This window comes from Pseudomonas sp. JZ134 (assembly GCF_051027695.1).
GTDB classification, from domain to species: Bacteria; Pseudomonadota; Gammaproteobacteria; order Pseudomonadales; family Pseudomonadaceae; genus Chryseomonas; species Chryseomonas luteola.
The window spans coordinates 22,279-39,535 of sequence record NZ_CP069250.1 but is presented as its reverse complement, the minus strand read 5'-3'; the positions used below and the strand labels follow the sequence as shown (position 1 = coordinate 39,535).

The window sequence follows — 17,257 nt, the reverse complement described above, 5'->3', positions numbered from 1 at the left end:
TGGCATTGGCTCATTCCATGCTAGTACGGTTAGCCTTTTCGGCCAGGTTTCCTGGCCGAAATTGTTTTTGCGACGACCATCTGGAGGAACACGGAATGTTCAACCCAGCGAATACGACTCACTTTTCGCTATCCATTCACGGATCGACCTCAGATGGGGTCACGCCTGACTTCCAAGTCCTGAGTTTTACGGGACAGGAGTCGATCAGCCAGCCCTTTCGCTTTGACCTCGAGCTGGTCAGCGAACGGCCCGACCTCGACCTTGAAGCCCTGCTGCATCAGCGCGCCTTTCTGGCCTTCTCGCCCAACGGTAGCGGCGTGCATGGTCAGCTCTACCAGATCGGCCAGGGCGATGCCGGCAAGCGCCTCACCCGCTATCACGTCGTGCTGGTGCCGCGTCTGACTTACCTTGCGCACCGTACCAACCAGCGCATCTTTCAGAAGCTCACCGTCCCGCAGATCATCGCCCAGGTGCTCGAAGACCACGGCATCCTGGCGGACGCCTACCGTTTCCAGCTGGGGCCAACGGTCTATCCGCCTCGCGAGTATTGCGTCCAATATGATGAGACCGACCTGCACTTCATTCAGCGGCTCTGCGAAGAGGAAGGCCTGCACTACCACTTCGAGCATACCCAGGATAACCACGTCCTGGTGTTTGGTGATGACCAGACCGGCTTTCCCAGGCTGACCCCACCGACTGCCTATGTGCAGGGCTCCGGTCTGGTGGCAGACGAGCCGGTGGTCAAACGCTTTGGCGTACGCCTGGAAACCCGTACCGCCCGTGTCTCGCGCCGCGACTATGACTTCGAGCAGCCACGACTGCGCATGGAGACCGCCTACAAGAGCGAGGCCAAGCCTGATCTGGAAGACTACGACTACCCGGGCCGCTTCACCGATCGCACCCGCGGCAAGCACCTCGCCCAGCGCGCCCTTGAGCGTCACCGCAGCGACTATCAGCTGGCCGAAGGTGAAAGCGATCAACCCCAGCTGGTGACCGGCCACTTTCTGGAACTGTCCGAGCATCCCCGCCATGATTGGAACCAGCTGTGGCTACTGACCGGCCTCTGGCATGAAGGCAAGCAGCCCCAGGTGCTGGAAGAGTCGGTTACCAGCGATGTGGACAAGCACGACGGCTTTACCCAGGGCTACCGCAACCGCTTCACCGCTACGCCCTGGGACGTGCCCTTCCGTCCTGCGCTTGAGCATCCCAAGCCCAAGATCCTGGGCAGCCAGACCGCGGTGGTCACTGGACCCAAGGGCGAAGAGATCCATTGTGATGAATACGGTCGGGTCAAGGTGCAGTTTCACTGGGACCGCGAAGGTCAGGCCAACGAGCAGACCAGCTGCTGGTTACGCGTCTCGTCCAGCTGGGCGGGTGATCGCTACGGCGGTATCGCCATTCCTCGCATCGGCATGGAAGTACTGGTCACGTTCTTGGAAGGCGACCCGGACCAGCCCCTGGTCACGGGCTGCCTGTTCCACATGGAACATCAGGTGCCGTATGACCTGCCAGCCAACAAGACCCGCAGCGTTTTCAAGACCCTGAGCACACCCGGCGGTGGTGGGTATAACGAGCTGCGCATCGAGGACAAGAAAGGTCAGGAGCAGATCTACATTCATGCCCAGCGGGACTGGGACGAGAATATCGAGCACGACCAGAAGATCCGCGTAGGGCATGAGCGACACGACATTGTCGAGGCCAACAGCTACACGGAATACAAGGCGGAGGAGCACCGCACCACGGATGCGGACCGCAAGGTTGAGGTCAAGACCAACGACCACCTCACCGTAGGGCAGAATCAGCATATCAAGATCGGTACGGGTCAGTTCGTCAGTGCGGGGCAGGAAATCCATTTATCCAGTGGTTTGAAAGTTGTCCTGGAAGCTGGCAGCGAACTTACCTTCAAGGCAGGCGGTAGCTTCATCAAGCTGGACGCCAGCGGCATCACTATCGTCGGCCCAACAGTCCGCATCAACTCTGGAGGCAATGCAGGCAGCGGAACCGGTGCATCCCCTCTGCTGCCGGGGCCTGTAAGGCCAGCCGACGCAGACAAGGCAGGTGCCCTGCTAACACCTGCACAGATCAATACCTTCAAGCGTAACGCACCCTTCTGTGAAGAATGCGAAAAGTGCAAGGAGGGGTTCTGTGCACTCTGATAATTTGCTTACCCCTCAAGAGTGGTTGGCTCAACAGTCAACTGATAACTCATCCCTTTATGTCGTGATGAGTAACACCAGCGATGCCAATCCACTGAAGGCCTATTACGAAGCTCGTGAAGCTTTTGTCCCTTTGCCCATTTGGGAAGGTACCCCCTACGCTGACTGGCAGCCGGTCATGCCTTACTTGGGTAGGCTCAGCCCAAACAGCACATTTCTAGAGTGGGCAGCTAAGGAAAAACATAAAGATTGGGGATGGCTAGCCCTATCCACGCATGAGCCAGCGGCTATCGTCGAGCATCTCAAGAGTCTGACTAAAGTCTTTATGCCGGACGGTAGCGAAGTGTTTTTTCGCTTTTGGGATGGCCGGCATCTGGTGCCTGTCATTCAGACCCTGGATCAGCAACTCTCTACGGCATTACCTTGCTTCGATCAGTATTGGGTTAATCAATTCAACGCCAGCATAACCCCCCCAAGTACTTACCAAACTGCTCGAACATACCCTTGGTGGAGCGTACCTCAGGCGGTACTTGATGCATTACATGAAAACGATGCCTCTACGCTGATCGATAACTTGATGCAGCACATTCAAGAAAACCACCCAGACATTTACTTCAAATTTCCAGAAATCAATCTTTTACAAAAGATCAAACGCTTCGTTCAGCGCCAGGGAACAGACATGGACGATACGGTGCAACTTATCGCTCAACTTGAAAAGGATGCTTCGCTATGAGCGCTCTGCTCGGCTCGTTCTCATTTATTGGTTTGGGTGCCGAGTCACCTGATGCAAGCAAAGTAATCTCTGAATTCAAAAGCTGCCTAGGCACCTATAAAGAGCTAGCAGAAAGCCTCTGGACCGGTTGGGCATTGGATGCCGATCAAACGTTCAAGATTGGCGATGAGTTAAGCATTAGCAAAGACAAGGATTACACCTCCCCTGTTACGAACTACGCAACGTGCCCGCTGAATGGAAAGTTCACGTTAGTTCATGCTTTTGAAGCCGCCCGCTTTGTTCCCATTGGCAATACACCCGTACGGCTGGAGCCTGTCACGAGAGCCTGGAACGGAGATGAAGTTACAGGACCCGTCATTAATGATGAAATCGGCCCAAGCGGCATAAAAGTTATTTCTGGCTGCAAGCGTGGGCAGCTCTATCGCATTACGTTTTTCCCGAATGTAACGAAGGCTCAGGTAGAAGCCCTATATAGCTCTTATCAAGGCGTTATTCAAAAGCTTGCTGCATGGCTTCAAAGCGAATGGACCAATCAATTCCAACCTTTATGGAGCACCTATCAAAGCGCTAGCTCGGGACAACGTTTAAAACTTCAACTGGAGGCTACCCTAGAGGGCTTTGAGCATGCACTGCTCTCGCTCTGGGACGACATAAAGTCACTTTTTCAATTGATTGCTCATCCTTATGAGAATGCTAAAAAGCTCGCTAAATACTTGAGTCCAGACGAGCTGAAAAAGCTCTATACCGCCTCTAAGGAATCGCTAAGCACAGCCTTACTGATCGCTAGTGATGAGCCACTGATGTTTATTTACGTGGCGGCAATTGTTAGCTGGGTCAAGCTGTTACCGCCTCAGACATGTGTTGAAGTATTGGCTCAGTTTACCGGCGAGCTTTTAATCAATATTGTCGTCGGGATTATTTTGAGCGGCGGTGCGGGGCTCGCAATCCGCGTTGGCACCAAAGCCTTGGAAACACTTAACTCCGGTAAAGCGACCGCTTTAATCAATAAGCTTGCCAATACGTTAATCACCGCAAGTCAATCCCATGCCCTGCCTATACATGCAGATACCTTAAAGCCTTTAGCGGCCCATGGTGAAATTAGCGGGGCGAATACAGCCCGTAAAATCAACGCCGAGGTAGCGACTGCAAGTAAAAGACCAACCCCAGCCGATACGCCGAGCCAGACGATTGAAAATGCCTCGACAGCAAGCCGAAATAAGACTCGGCGTCAAACGCGTCTGTCTCGTGAAGAAAAGGTTGATGACGTTTCCAAGCCGGCTAAGGATCCTAACGACAAACCTTCGCAGGAATGCGCCAAAACCTGTACTAATGGCTGTCCGGTTTCCATGGTTACAGGTGAGGAGTTGCTTACCCTGACCGATGGAGAGCTGGATGGGGTGCTCTCCTTTCCCTGGTCTCGCCTCTATCGCACCAGTGCCGTTGAGCACAATGTTGGCTTGGGCTATGGATGGAGCCATAGCCTGGCCCACCGGCTAGACATTCAGGGCGACACGGTTATCTGGACAGACCATGAGAATCGCCGCACCGAGTTTCCACTACCAAGTCAGCAACGTACTGCCATTACGAACCGGCTTTCCGCTGCAGCGATCTATCTTGGCGAGGACCCAAGCGAGCTGGTTCTTGCGCAGGCGGGCGCAACGCCTCGCTTTTACCATTTCCGTCGGATAGGTCAAAGCGCGCGTCTTATTTCGATAAGCGACACATACAACAACGTCTTACGTATTTCTCGCGATGCGAGAGACCGTATTGTTCGCCTAACGAACACTGCGGGTCGCGCGCTGCGCTTCACGTATGAGCACGCTCATATCGTAGCGGTTGATTATCAGGTCTACCGCCCTGCCGATAATGAAGAAGCGAGTTGGTATACCGTCCAGACCCTGGCCACCTATAGATATAACGCCCAAGGCCAACTTCTGTCTGCTACCAATGCGGCAGGTGAAAGCGAGCATTATCGCTACAACGATCAGCACGTTATCCAAGAGCGCCAACTGGCGGGCGGAGCGACGTTCTTCTGGGAATGGGAAGGCGAAGGAAAACAGTCCCGTTGCGTCCATCACTGGGCCAATTTTGCCCAAATGGATACGCGTTACGTCTGGGAAGACAACGGTACCGTTACCGTTCATAACTCAGACGGCAGCCAGCAGGTCTACCAACATGATGAAAACGCTCGCCTCGTCCAACAGATAGACCCGGACGGCGCCAAGCATCACAAGGTATACGATGAAAAAGGCCAGCTGATTGCCGAGAAAGATCCGCTAGGCGCTATCACTCAATACCTGCATGACGAGGCGGGTCATCTCATTGCTGTCATTCCGCCTGAAGATGAGCCTACCTATTACGAATACCATAAAGGCTTCGTACGCACGGTTAGCCGGGGCAAGGCTGTCTGGAAATATCGTCGTAATGCCCAAGGTGACATTACCGCTCAGACGGATCCGGACGGCAACAAAACTCACTACCACTACGACAACCGGGGAAACCTGCTCAGTATTCAACATCCTGATGGTAGCCGTCATGAACTCACCTGGAACCCTCAAGGCCAGCTGATAGAAGAGTTGCTACCTGATGGCGGTCAACGCCGTTATCGGTACGATGCGCTTGGCCGCCAAATCACTCGACAGGACGAATCAGGCGCTGTTACCCAGTATCAATGGGACGCCGTTGGCCGACTCAGTCAGGTTACGCTGCCGGGCGGTGGGACGCGCGCGTTTACCTACAATGCGTACGGCAAAATAACAGCCGAGCGGGATGAGTTAGGACGTGTTACCCGCTACGAATACGCGGACAACCTGCACCTCGTCAGTCGCCGAATCAACCCTGATGGTAGCCAGCTGCGCTATCGCTACGACAATACTCGCCTGTTATTGACAGAGATCGAAAACGAGCGCGGTGAGCACTACCAACTCGATTACTACCCCAACGGCCTGATTCGAGAAGAAACAGGCTTTGATGGCCGTACAACAGCCTATGCCTATGACCTTAACGGCCATTTAACGGAAAAAACGGAATTCGGCGAAGACGGTAGCCAGCTGGTTACCTGCTACCAGCGTGACGCAGCTGGGCGGCTGCTCGTTAAAACCCTTCCTGACGACCAGAAAATTCATTACGCCTACGATGCCCTTGGCCGACTGGTCAGTGTAGATGACGGCCAATGGCCGCTCGCCTATGAGTATGACCTTCAGGATCGCCTCATTACTGAGCATCAGGGTTGGGCAACGTTCCGTTATCAATATGATGCCCTCGGACAGCTCAGCCATTGCCGCCTGCCGGATGGCAGCCTGCTCGACTACCGCTATCGCCATGGTGGCCTGCTGAGCGCTATTGACCTGAACGGTCAGCCACTGACGGCCCACCAATACCTACCGGGTGGACGTGAACAATACCGCCAGCAAGGCGCACTGCTTAGCCATTACCACTATGACGAGCAAGGCCGCCTCCAAGCCCACCGCATCAGCCAACAGGAGCGCAGCGTTTATCAACGTCGCTATGCCTACGATGCCAACGGCAACCTCGCTGCGATCGAAGACTCCCGCAAGGGCAACAAGCAGTTCCATTACGACCCGTTGGATCGACTAATAGCTGTTCGGGGAGATTTGCCAGAGAGCTTTGCCCATGATCCCGCCGGTAACTTGCTTAGCCAGACGGGACAAGAAGGCGCACGCCTCGCCAACGTCAAAGGTAACCGCCTGTTGATACAAGGCGATAGCCACTACGATTACGACGCCTATGGCAACCTGACTCGTGAGCGACGCGGCGCAGCTCAACGACTGGTCACTGAATACCGCTATGACAGCCAGCACCGCCTGATTGCCGCGACACTCCCTGACGGGCGAATCGCCGAGTACCGTTACGACGCCTTTGGCCGACGCATCGCCAAAACTGTTGATGGCCAAACTACAGAGTTTCTCTGGCAAGGCGAACGGCTAATTGCCGAAAGCGGGCAAGACCATTACCGCAGCTATATCTACGAGCCCGGCACGTTCCGCCCCTTGGCAATGCTGCACGGTGAAGGGCAGGCAGCCGAACCTTATTACTATCAGCTCGACCACCTCGGCACACCACAGGAGCTGACCAGCACAGCGGGTTCTATCGTCTGGTCTGCCAAGTATCGCGCCTACGGTAACGTGGCAAAACTGGAAGTCGCCGAGCTGGAAAACCCTCTGCGCTTTCAGGGGCAGTATTTTGACCAGGAAACCGGCCTGCACTACAACCGGCACCGCTACTACAATCCCAATACGGGCCGCTTCCTGACACCCGACCCTATCAAACTAGCGGGTGGGCTGAATAACTATCAGTATGTGCCCAACCCGACGGGGTGGGTGGATCCGTTGGGGTTGAATAATTGCCCAGGTATAGCAAGTTGCTCCACCGGCACAGCAGAAACTCCTACTGCTAATATAAATTCAGGAGAGCCTAACGCCCCCAGCCCTGAGCGCTCACGAGAAGAACGTCAATCAAAGATAGAAAGATTATCTGAGGCTAATGCTAAACGTCGTGTCAAAGAATACGAAGAAAGATATGACATGCATACCATAACAAAGCATGGTCCTGAAATCCCTAGAGATAAGCTCAAACAAAGAGCGATTGACGGGACTGATCCTAGCAACGGAGAACTCCCCAAGAAAGCGAAGGGTAACCCAAGCTCTCAATTTAAAAATTGGAAACTACAGTTGCATGCTATTAATGCCGCATTAACAAGAGAGGCTCGTGGCTTACCTTTACATACAGGCGTAGACCATAAAGGCAATAATATCGTTAGGGTAGATTTACCTGGGGCAGGAAGAGGATATAAGCCAAACAAAAAAGATCCACAAAATCCAAAATTTAACGAAAACATGAATGGAGCAGAAGTAAAATTTGATAAAGACAATACAAGAAGGCCTTTCACTGCGTTTCCTGTAGATAATTTATAGCAATTAAATAGGTGAAAAATGTTAAAACATCCCTCTACAGATCTTCCCTACAACCCTCAAGTTAGCCACTTACTATGCGGCATAGAGATATACGACCGAGAGGAAACTTTGGGAGAGGAGCTATGGAGATACAATCCAAATGATGAAAAAGATCGTGAAGAAATAATTAAAAATTACATTTTACCCGCAATAGAAAATATATCCTATCGGCACAGATTTGTACTTTACAACGTACTAAAAGAGGCATTAGAAAATTCTAATTTTGACTTTTCAGAACTATTTGAAACTGACTATGATTCTGATGACTATACCTGTACTGCTTGGGATTCATCGGAAATTGAAAACCCTAAGGGTTTTTTCATAGAAATATTTGAATTTATTACTAATAGATGGGCAGATGACCTTAATAGAGCAGCCTCAGAAGATCAGTCCTCATGGTAGTTAAACTTCTTTTCAATTCTTCAGAGCTTCTCACTATGCTCGGAAACAGATTTATTTATTTAATAGTTTACCTAAATGAGGCTTTTGAGACTAAGCCTTGCCTACGACTAACTTTCAAAGAATATGCACCATGTCGTCCAAAGAAAAAGACTTTTCAATCTTAAACTGCTGCCTTTTAGATTTTAAAACCCTAAGGACCTCTACAAGCAATGATTATATTTTATTATTAATAGACTCATTAAACAAAGGAGAAAGCGTAGCTTTAGAACATTCTGGCGTATATATAGACTCAGATCCAGATGGAACTCCTGAAGAATTTATAGAAAATAACGGGATCACCTTTGAATTTATGAATGAAAGTCTTAACGTAAGTAAAAGCTTGGCTGTAAAATTAATAACAGACTGGTGCAAGCAAAATATCAAAACTGAAAAAAATAGAATATATGATGCTTTAGAAAAGCTAAAAAAAACTTATCCAGTCTAGACCGCTATCGATATGCTTTAATAAAAGCTTAGCAATTAAACTATATGCCTAATGCTTAGGCATTCTTTTTTAGAAAACCCCTATGTACCAAACATTAACTCTTTTTTAGGAGGCATTGAGATATATGACAGAGAGGAAAACTTAGGAGAAGAATTATGGAGATACGATCCAAACAAAACCTCTGATAGAGAAGAAATAATAAGAAAATATATTCTTCCCAGCTTAAATTATCTTTCCTACAGACATAGGCTTGTTCTTTTAGAAAAGCTAGGAGGACTATTGTCTATTGAAAGCCACAATTTTAGTTCTTATTTTGAGTACCTAGAAGAAGAATACAGATCACTTGCCTGGTATGCAGATGAGATTGTTGATCCAAGAGGTTTCTTCTCAAAGATCTATGAAATTGCTAAAATAGAGTGGAAGGAAGATCTTATAAAGGCTGAGTCCGAAGATCGCTCCACATGGTAGTTAATGTGTCACAACCCAATCAAGGAAGATAAAATATGCTCTTAATATGGCAAGGTTTTGGTTTTTAGTCGTTATCATTCCCCTTTTTATGGCCTTAGTTGGCTCCTTACTAGGTGGCTTTTTGGGCGCGAGTAGTCTCATCGTTTTTCCGCTAACGCTACTTGCATCTGCTATGGCTGTTTTCTATTTTGGTAAGCAACTTAATAGCCGTCCGGGAAAGATCCTGATTGACCCAGAAACCCAGCAAACCGTTGAGCTGCGTAAGCGCCACACCTTGTTCTGGATCCCAATGCAGTATTGGGCATTCCCGTTGGGGGTACTGGGATTTGCAATGCTGCTGGGCAATCTAGTCGCCTAATCGTATTCAAGTAAGGGTTCGCCAAGCCTTAGCGAATCCTTACTGCGAGCAGCATCCATAGGTTTATAGACTTGGATCAATACCGTCCACAATCTGCTCTCATAAGCTCATGGTTTTGAAGTCGCTACTCCATGAGCATTACGTCTTTATTCAAACCCGAACTCCTCTCCCCTGCCGGTACGCTCAAATCCATGCGTTACGCCTTTGCTTATGGCGCAGATGCCGTTTATGCAGGGCAGCCACGGTATAGCCTCCGGGTCAGAAATAATGAATTCGACCATGAGCACCTCGCGCTGGGCATTAATGAGGCACATGCGCAAGGCAAACGATTTTATGTAGTGGTCAACATCGCGCCACACAACGCCAAGCTGAAGACGTTTCTGAAGGATATCGAGCCCGTCATTGCCATGGGTCCGGATGCGTTGATCATGTCAGACCCTGGCTTAATCATGCTGGTGCGTCAGGCGTTTCCCCAGATGCCAATTCACCTGTCCGTACAAGCCAATGCGGTGAACTGGGCGAGCGTGAAGTTTTGGGAGAGCCAAGGTCTGTCACGCGTAATTCTGTCCCGAGAACTGTCGTTGGAGGAGATTGAAGAGATCCGCCAACAGGTGCCGGGAGTGGAGCTGGAAGTGTTCGTTCACGGTGCGCTGTGCATGGCTTATTCCGGACGCTGCCTGCTGTCTGGCTATATCAACCGGCGCGACCCTAATCAGGGCACCTGCACCAACGCCTGCCGTTGGGAGTACAAGGCTCATCCTGGGAAAGAGGATGGGTTAGGGGCCATCGTGCAGCATCAAGAACCTATCGCAGCCAACCTGTCGGAACCAACACTAGGCTCCGGTACGCCTACAGGTGAGGTTTTCCTGCTGGAAGAAGCGGGCCGACCGGGTGAGTTGATGGAGGCCTATGAAGATGAGCACGGTACTTACATCATGAACTCCAAGGATTTGCGAGCCGTGCACCATGTTGAGCGGTTGGCGAAGATGGGAGTGCACTCACTCAAGATCGAAGGCCGGACCAAGTCCCATTACTACGTGGCACGTACGGCGCAGGTCTATCGCAAGGCTATCGACGACGCAGTGGCGGGCCGCCCTTTCGATAAATCCTTGATGGATACCTTGGAGTCATTGGCTCACCGCGGTTACACCGAGGGTTTTCTGCGCCGCCATGTGCACGACGAGTATCAGAACTATAACCAGGGCTATTCGGTATCCGAGCGCCAGCAGTTCGTGGGTGAGTTGACCGGTGAACGTCGCAACGGACTGGCTGAAGTAATCGTAAAGAATCGCTTCGACTTGGGCGATTCTATCGAGGTCATGACGCCTAACGGCAATCTGAACCTTTCAGTCGAAGCGATGGAAAACGCGCGCGGTATCCGCCTGGAAACCGCTCCGGGCAGTGGCCATACCGTCTACTTGGCGGTTCCGGAAGGCATTGATCTCAGCTATGGATTGTTGATGCGCAACTTGGAAGCAGGTACGACCACTCGAAACCCGCAATTTCGGTAAAAAAGCGGCTGGTTCGTGCATGAAGCTGACCAGCCGCCCATGCAGTCCAGCGCGCGAGTCGTTACAATGTGCTCATGCATGATGACCTCTCTCTCCTCCTGAATTCCCTGAATGCCGCCCAGCGTGAAGCGGTGGCGGCGCCCCTTGGCCGACAGTTAGTGCTTGCGGGTGCCGGTTCCGGCAAAACCCGGGTGCTGGTGCACCGTATCGCCTGGTTGATCCAGGTCGAGCATGCGTCGCCCCACTCGCTCCTGGCAGTGACCTTTACCAACAAGGCCGCTGCCGAAATGCGCCACCGGATCGAGCAGCTCCTGAACATGAATCCGCAAGGCATGTGGGTCGGTACGTTCCACGGGCTTGCCCATCGTCTGCTCAGAGCTCATTGGCAGGAAGCCAAGTTGTCCCAGAATTTTCAGATTCTGGACAGTGACGATCAGCAGCGCCTGGTCAAGCGGGTCATTCGGGATCTGGGGCTGGATGAGCAGCGCTGGCCGGCACGGCAGGCGCAGTGGTTCATCAACGGCCAGAAAGACGAAGGCTTACGTCCGCAGCATATCCAGGCCAGTGGCGATCTGTTCCTGGCCACCATGCGCAGCATCTACGAGGCGTATGAAGCAGCGTGTGCTCGTGCCGGCGTCATCGACTTTTCCGAGCTGCTGCTCCGTGCCCTGGAACTGTGGCGCGATAATCCAGACCTGCTTGCCCATTACCAGCGCCGTTTCCGCCATGTGCTGGTAGATGAGTTCCAGGATACCAATGCCGTGCAATACGCATGGCTCAAGCTGCTCGCCCAGGGCGGAGAGAGCCTGATGGTAGTGGGTGATGACGACCAGTCCATCTACGGCTGGCGTGGCGCGCGTATCGAGAATATCCAGCAGTTCAACCAGGACTTCTCTGCCGCCATCATTCGTCTAGAGCAGAATTACCGCTCCACCAGCACGATTTTGCAGGCAGCCAATGGCCTGATCGCCAATAACAGCGATCGGCTAGGCAAAGAGCTGTGGACGGATACAGGTGAAGGCGAAGCCATTACCTTGTACGCGGGCTTCAACGAGCACGATGAGGCCCGCTACATCGTCGAAACTATCGAAAGCGAATCGAAGAAGGGTCTCTCGCTAAGCGAAATGGCCATTCTGTATCGCTCCAACGCCCAGTCACGGGTATTGGAAGAAGCGTTGCTGAGGGAAAAAATTCCCTATCGCATCTATGGCGGCCAACGCTTCTTTGAACGCGCCGAAATCAAGAATGCGATGGCGTATCTACGCTTGATCTGTCATCGCCATGACGATGCGGCGCTGGAGCGTGTCATCAATGTCCCGCCCCGAGGGATTGGTGAAAAGACGGTCGAGATCCTGCGTAACACTGCACGCACAAACGGCTACTCCATGTGGCAAGCACTGCATGATGCGGTCGGCACCAAGTCGGTATCCGGTCGGGCGGCATCCAGTCTGAATGCCTTTGTCGAGTTGATCGATGAATTGGGGCTCAGGTCTGAAGATGTCCCGCTGCATACGCTGACTCAGATCGTGATCGAGCAGACAGGGCTTGTGGCCTATCACAAGGCTGAAAAGGGCGAGAAAGGTCAGGCACGGGTCGAAAACCTTGAGGAGTTGATCAGCGCCGCGAAGTCCTTTGATTTCAGTGGTGACGATGATCGTTCTCCTCTGGCTAACTTCCTTGACCATGCGGCCTTGGAATCTGGGGATAATCAGGCAGACAGCCATGAAGACTGTGTACAGCTCATGACGCTGCACAGTGCGAAGGGTCTGGAGTTTCCGTTGGTCTTCTTGGCTGGTATGGAAGAAGGCCTGTTCCCTCACAAGATGAGCCTGGAAGAGTCCGGCCGCTTGGAGGAGGAACGCCGCTTGGCCTATGTGGGAATTACCCGGGCCATGAAACGTCTGGTGATGACCTATGCGGAAACGCGCCGGCTTCATGGAACCGAGACCTATAACAAGCTCTCGCGCTTTATCCGCGAGGTGCCACCAAACCTGATTCAGGAAGTCCGCCTGTCCAATTCGGTCAAGCAGCCGTTTGGCGTAGGTCGACCTAATCCGTTTGCAGGTGCCGCCATTCCAGACACGACGTTTGCATTGGGCCAACGAGTCAATCACGCCTTGTTTGGCGAAGGGGTCATTCTGAATTACGAGGGCTCAGGTCCACATGCACGTGTTCAGGTGAATTTCGACGCCGAAGGCAGCAAGTGGTTAATGGTGAGTTACGCCAAGCTGGAGCCGGTTTAACGTATACTCCAGGGCGGCCAAGGTCGCCCTGTCTGTTTGAAGAAGGACATTGCGTGGCATCTTCCTGGCTCTTCTGGGCATTGCTGTCAGCCGTTTTCGCGGCGCTCACAGCCATTTTTGGCAAAATTGGCATTGCCCAGGTCAATTCGGACTTTGCTACCTTGTTGCGGACTGGAGTAGTGTTCCTGTCGCTTGTGCTGATTGTTTATGCGACCCGCCAGTATCAGCCCTTAAGCTCGATCTCGCCAAAGAGCTATCTCTTTCTTGTGTTATCTGGATTGGCTACCGGCGCCTCCTGGATCTGTTATTTCCGAGCCTTGAAGATGGGTAGCGCCTCGCTGGTAGCGCCAGTAGACAAGCTGAGCGTAGTGCTCGTGGCCCTATTCGGTGTACTGCTGCTAGGCGAAAAGCTGACGCTGCGCCAATGGTGCGGCATTGGCGCAATCGGTTTTGGCGTGGTGCTATTGGCGCTGAAACCCTAGGGTTGAAGGCGCAAGGAAAGGCTTGTCAAACGGTGGGAGATTGCCGAAGCATGCAAGACAAGCCTATTCCCTGCATAGAGGTGCTCAGGCGCCCTACCCACCGAGCCCCGCCACGACTGCTTCTGTCAGGCATTTACAGGCCGGTATCCTTGTAAAGCGATAGCCACCATCCCTTGCATCACAACACTCCACTCCCGTAGCCCAAGATGCAAATGGTTTGGACAGCATACCGTCTCAAGGTAGTAATGAAATGATAGCGCTCAGCCATCAATTTCAGATCTGTGCTTTTAGCCACAGCCGATGTTTAGAAAACACCCTAATTGAGTACGCGCTAACGCTTTTTTGGAGCTGACCAGTGGTTTGAAATATTGCGCATAAAGCAATAGTCCAACAGCAAACGATAAGGCTTGAGTAAACCATGCAAAAAGCCGAAACAATTAGCGCTAGCCCTTACGCAATGTCCGGCGCAAGATGGACATCAACGTAGTTCACGATAAGAGATCTTACGATGCAACGCATAATGAGTTTTTTCATGATCATCTGCCTGGGCCTGACCCTGAGCCTTGATGCCAATGCCAAGCGCATGGGTGGAGGCAAGTCGGCTGGTGCAGCTCCCATTCACCAGACACGCCAGGCGGCACCGCCTCAACAGCAACCAGGCGCAGCGGCAGCCGCACCGGGTCGTCAGGCGCCAGCCGCTAGCGGTGCTTCTCGCTGGCTGGGTCCGTTAGCGGGTCTTGCCGCTGGTGGCTTATTGGCTTCCATGTTCATGGGCGACGGTTTCGAAGGCTTCCAGTTCTTCGACTTCCTGATCATGGCCCTGATAGCGTTTGTTCTGTTCAAGCTATTCACGCGCCGCCGTCAGCAGCAACATCAGCAGCATCAGCCCGCTCCGGCAGGCCACGCACCGATGTACCGTGAAGCGCCTGTACAGCAGCCTGGCGGATTCGGTCAGGGTGGTGCCGCGCCAGTCATGAATGCGCCTGCCTGGTTTGATGCAGAGCGTTTCGTTGCAGCTGGCCGTGAGCACTTCATGTCTCTGCAGCAGCACTGGGATGCCAACGAGATGGACAAGATCGCCGAGTTCGTGACGCCTCAGATGCTCCAGTGGCTGAAAGATGAGCGTGCCAGCTTGGGTGAAGGCTTCCAGTCCACCTACATCGAGAACTTGCAGGCCGAGCTGGATGGCGTGGAAGAGCTGGAAGGCAAGACCATCGCTACCATCACGTTCTCTGGCTTGTCGAAAGAGTCTCGCTTCGACCAGGGTCAGAATTTCAGCGAAAGCTGGCGTATGGAGCGCCTGGCAGGTAGCAACCAGCCCTGGCTGCTGGCCGGTATCCGTCAGAACGCTTGATCGCTCTGTGTTTCAGAAAAGCCCGGCCATGCCGGGCTTTTTCATTTCTACCGTTTGTCGCGCTGTTCATACAGGTAGCACTTTCTCGATGGCACCTTTTCCATCTTTTATATTCTTGACTAGGGTATAACACGCACCCCTGCATTAGAGGATGTATTGATGGAAGACGTGATTGAAAGGCTGCGCGAAGAGAACGAACCTGTTCCGGTACCGCTCGAGCTGCCCGATGAGGACCTGTTGGTCGAAATCGAAGAAGAACTGTTGATCAGCCTTCCGCCCGAGTTTCGCGAGTTTCTTCTCACCGTCAGCGATGTGGTATACGGCAAGCTCGAGCCCGTAACGGTGACCGATCCGCAGTCCCATACCTACCTCCCAGAAGTGGCCGCTACAGCCTGGTCGGAAGGTCTACCTCGCGATCTGATACCCATTTGTGAGGACGGTGACGGCTACTACGCCGTAAGTCAGGAAGGCGAGGTTCTGCTCTGGACGGATGGTGAGCTGGACGATGACACCTGGGATTCCGTCTGGATCTGGGCACGGGATGTGTGGCTGGAAAGCTGATCATTGATCAGCTCTATAGCGTTAGCCTGCCGTTATTGGCAGGCTTTACGAGACGCTTGTAGCGGATTGCACGAGAATGGCAGGCCAGACGCTGAACGTAAGCGGCTGCGCAAGGTCTGGATATAGCTATCTTTTCCGCTAGAAGGTAATCCCTGGATGAGTACTCCTGTCGTTCTGATCACTGGTGCCGCTGGCGGGCTCGGTCGAGCACTGGCCCAGCGTTTTTCACAGAGTCACTGGCGCGTTGCAGCGGCAGATCTGGACAAGGATGGCCTGCATGATCTCAATGGCAATGTTCCCCTGGATTCGAGCGTCGTAGCTGATCTACGGACGGCCGAAGGCTGTCGTAACCTCATCAGCAAGGTGATGGCGCGTACCGGCCGCCTCGATGCTCTGATCAATGCGGCAGGTGTCTGGCGCGAAGGCCCTGTCGAGACGTTCAGCGAAGAGGATTATGACCTCGTCATGTCGGTCAACCTCAAGTCGACCTTCTTCATGTGCTCCGCTGCCATCCCGTTTCTCAAGGAAACCCGCGGAACGATCATCAATATTTCGAGCGGTGCGGGTCGCCAACCTGTCTCGGGTGCTGCCGCCTATGGCGCTGCTAAAGCCGCTATTCGTTTCTTCAGCCAGAACCTCGCCATTGAGCTGGCCAAGGACGGTGTGCGGGTCAATGCTGTTTCCCCAGGCGATATCGATACGCCCATGCTGGATTTTCAGGCGGCCCATTATGGCCAGGGCGATCCTACCGGCTACCGGCGCAACTTGCTCAATCGGTATCCGCAAGGTGATCAAGCCCGCTTTATCCAGCCTGAAGAAGTCGCTGAACTGGTGTACTTCCTATGCCAGCCGCAGGCCTCTGCTATTTCAGGCGCAGACATGCCTATCGATAGGGGGTTGTCGGCGGGCCGCTCATAAGACAAATACAGCTAACGCATGAGTCCTATGGCAAATCGCCATAACATTGCATACTGACGCCGCCGGAATTACCGGTGATTTGAGGATATGACGAGGCCTATATGGAAGCCGGTAATCACCAGCTCAGTATGACCATTCTGATGACGCCCGATTTGGCGAACTTCTCTGGCAAGGTGCACGGTGGCGCCTTGCTTAAACATCTGGATGAAGTGGCCTATGCCTGCGCCAGCCGTTATGCAGGCCGTTATGTGGTAACACTGTCGGTCGATCAGGTGATCTTTCGCGAACCGGTCAACGTAGGTGAATTGGTTACGTTTTTGGCATCGGTGAACTACACCGGAACGACGTCTATGGAGGTCGGTGTCAAGGTCATTACGGAAAACATTCAACAGCGCTCGGTACGCCATACCAACAGCTGCTTCTTCACGATGGTTGCATTGGGTGATGACGGCAAGCCCTGCCCCGTTCCTCAACTGGAACCCAAGACGTTCGACGAGAAACGCCGCTGCATACAGGCACAGCAACGCCGGCAAATTCGCCGAGAGTTGCAAGAGCGGTATCAGGCGATCAAGGAAGACGTACTTCCTTCATCCGGCTGATCAGGGCCTAAACAA

At 52.8% G+C, this 17,257-nt stretch carries 14 protein-coding genes; all 14 read left to right on the top strand.

Features of this window, described 5'->3' with window-relative positions:
- The first annotated feature begins 95 nt into the window (after positions 1 to 95).
- The 14 genes from tssI to JQR86_RS00115 all read left to right on the top strand — a co-directional run bounded on the left by tssI (position 96) and on the right by JQR86_RS00115 (position 17,242).
- The gene (tssI, locus tag JQR86_RS00180) at positions 96 to 2,156 is read left to right on the top strand and encodes a type VI secretion system tip protein TssI/VgrG (RefSeq protein WP_407362574.1); all 2,061 of its coding nucleotides are present in this window, start codon (positions 96 to 98) and stop codon (positions 2,154 to 2,156) included.
- Positions 2,146 to 2,889: a DUF4123 domain-containing protein gene (locus tag JQR86_RS00175; RefSeq protein ID WP_407362575.1), complete on the top strand. Its 744-nt coding sequence runs from the start codon at positions 2,146 to 2,148 to the stop codon at positions 2,887 to 2,889. Before tssI ends, JQR86_RS00175 begins: the two co-directional genes overlap by 11 nt.
- The gene (locus tag JQR86_RS00170) at positions 2,886 to 7,823 is read left to right on the top strand and encodes an RHS repeat-associated core domain-containing protein (protein WP_434154119.1); all 4,938 of its coding nucleotides are present in this window, start codon (positions 2,886 to 2,888) and stop codon (positions 7,821 to 7,823) included. The genes JQR86_RS00175 and JQR86_RS00170 overlap by 4 nt, the downstream gene beginning before the upstream one ends.
- A gap of 18 nt (positions 7,824 to 7,841) precedes the next feature.
- Entirely contained in the window at positions 7,842 to 8,264 is a 423-nt protein-coding gene (locus JQR86_RS00165) for a hypothetical protein (protein WP_019366453.1), read from the top strand.
- A 130-nt stretch (positions 8,265 to 8,394) separates the two neighbouring features.
- Positions 8,395 to 8,748, top strand: a complete 354-nt coding sequence (locus JQR86_RS00160) for a hypothetical protein (protein ID WP_434154118.1) — start codon at positions 8,395 to 8,397, stop codon at positions 8,746 to 8,748.
- Positions 8,749 to 8,799: 51 nt separating this feature from the next.
- Positions 8,800 to 9,216, top strand: coding sequence for a hypothetical protein (locus tag JQR86_RS00155; RefSeq protein WP_434154117.1), 417 nt, complete (start codon positions 8,800 to 8,802; stop codon positions 9,214 to 9,216).
- A gap of 172 nt (positions 9,217 to 9,388) precedes the next feature.
- Entirely contained in the window at positions 9,389 to 9,574 is a 186-nt protein-coding gene (locus JQR86_RS00150; RefSeq protein WP_239383292.1) for a hypothetical protein, read from the top strand.
- Between the two features lie 131 nt (positions 9,575 to 9,705).
- Positions 9,706 to 11,085 carry a tRNA 5-hydroxyuridine modification protein YegQ gene (gene yegQ / locus JQR86_RS00145; RefSeq protein ID WP_407362579.1) on the top strand — a complete coding sequence of 460 codons (1,380 nt, stop codon included), beginning with the start codon at positions 9,706 to 9,708 and terminating at the stop codon, positions 11,083 to 11,085.
- Positions 11,086 to 11,159: 74 nt separating this feature from the next.
- Complete coding sequence (uvrD, locus tag JQR86_RS00140) at positions 11,160 to 13,328, top strand: DNA helicase II (RefSeq protein WP_019366458.1); 2,169 nt, start codon at positions 11,160 to 11,162, stop codon at positions 13,326 to 13,328.
- 53 nt (positions 13,329 to 13,381) lie between these two features.
- Positions 13,382 to 13,810, top strand: a complete 429-nt coding sequence (locus JQR86_RS00135) for an EamA family transporter (protein WP_407362580.1) — start codon at positions 13,382 to 13,384, stop codon at positions 13,808 to 13,810.
- A 508-nt stretch (positions 13,811 to 14,318) separates the two neighbouring features.
- Complete coding sequence (locus JQR86_RS00130) at positions 14,319 to 15,164, top strand: Tim44 domain-containing protein (protein ID WP_010796317.1); 846 nt, start codon at positions 14,319 to 14,321, stop codon at positions 15,162 to 15,164.
- Between the two features lie 159 nt (positions 15,165 to 15,323).
- Positions 15,324 to 15,725: an SMI1/KNR4 family protein gene (locus JQR86_RS00125; protein WP_010796318.1), complete on the top strand. Its 402-nt coding sequence runs from the start codon at positions 15,324 to 15,326 to the stop codon at positions 15,723 to 15,725.
- Positions 15,726 to 15,881: 156 nt separating this feature from the next.
- A complete protein-coding gene (locus JQR86_RS00120) occupies positions 15,882 to 16,643 on the top strand; it encodes an SDR family NAD(P)-dependent oxidoreductase (protein WP_010796319.1) in 762 nt (253 codons plus the stop codon).
- A 101-nt stretch (positions 16,644 to 16,744) separates the two neighbouring features.
- Positions 16,745 to 17,242: an acyl-CoA thioesterase gene (locus tag JQR86_RS00115; RefSeq protein ID WP_010796320.1), complete on the top strand. Its 498-nt coding sequence runs from the start codon at positions 16,745 to 16,747 to the stop codon at positions 17,240 to 17,242.
- Positions 17,243 to 17,257 lie beyond the last annotated feature (15 nt).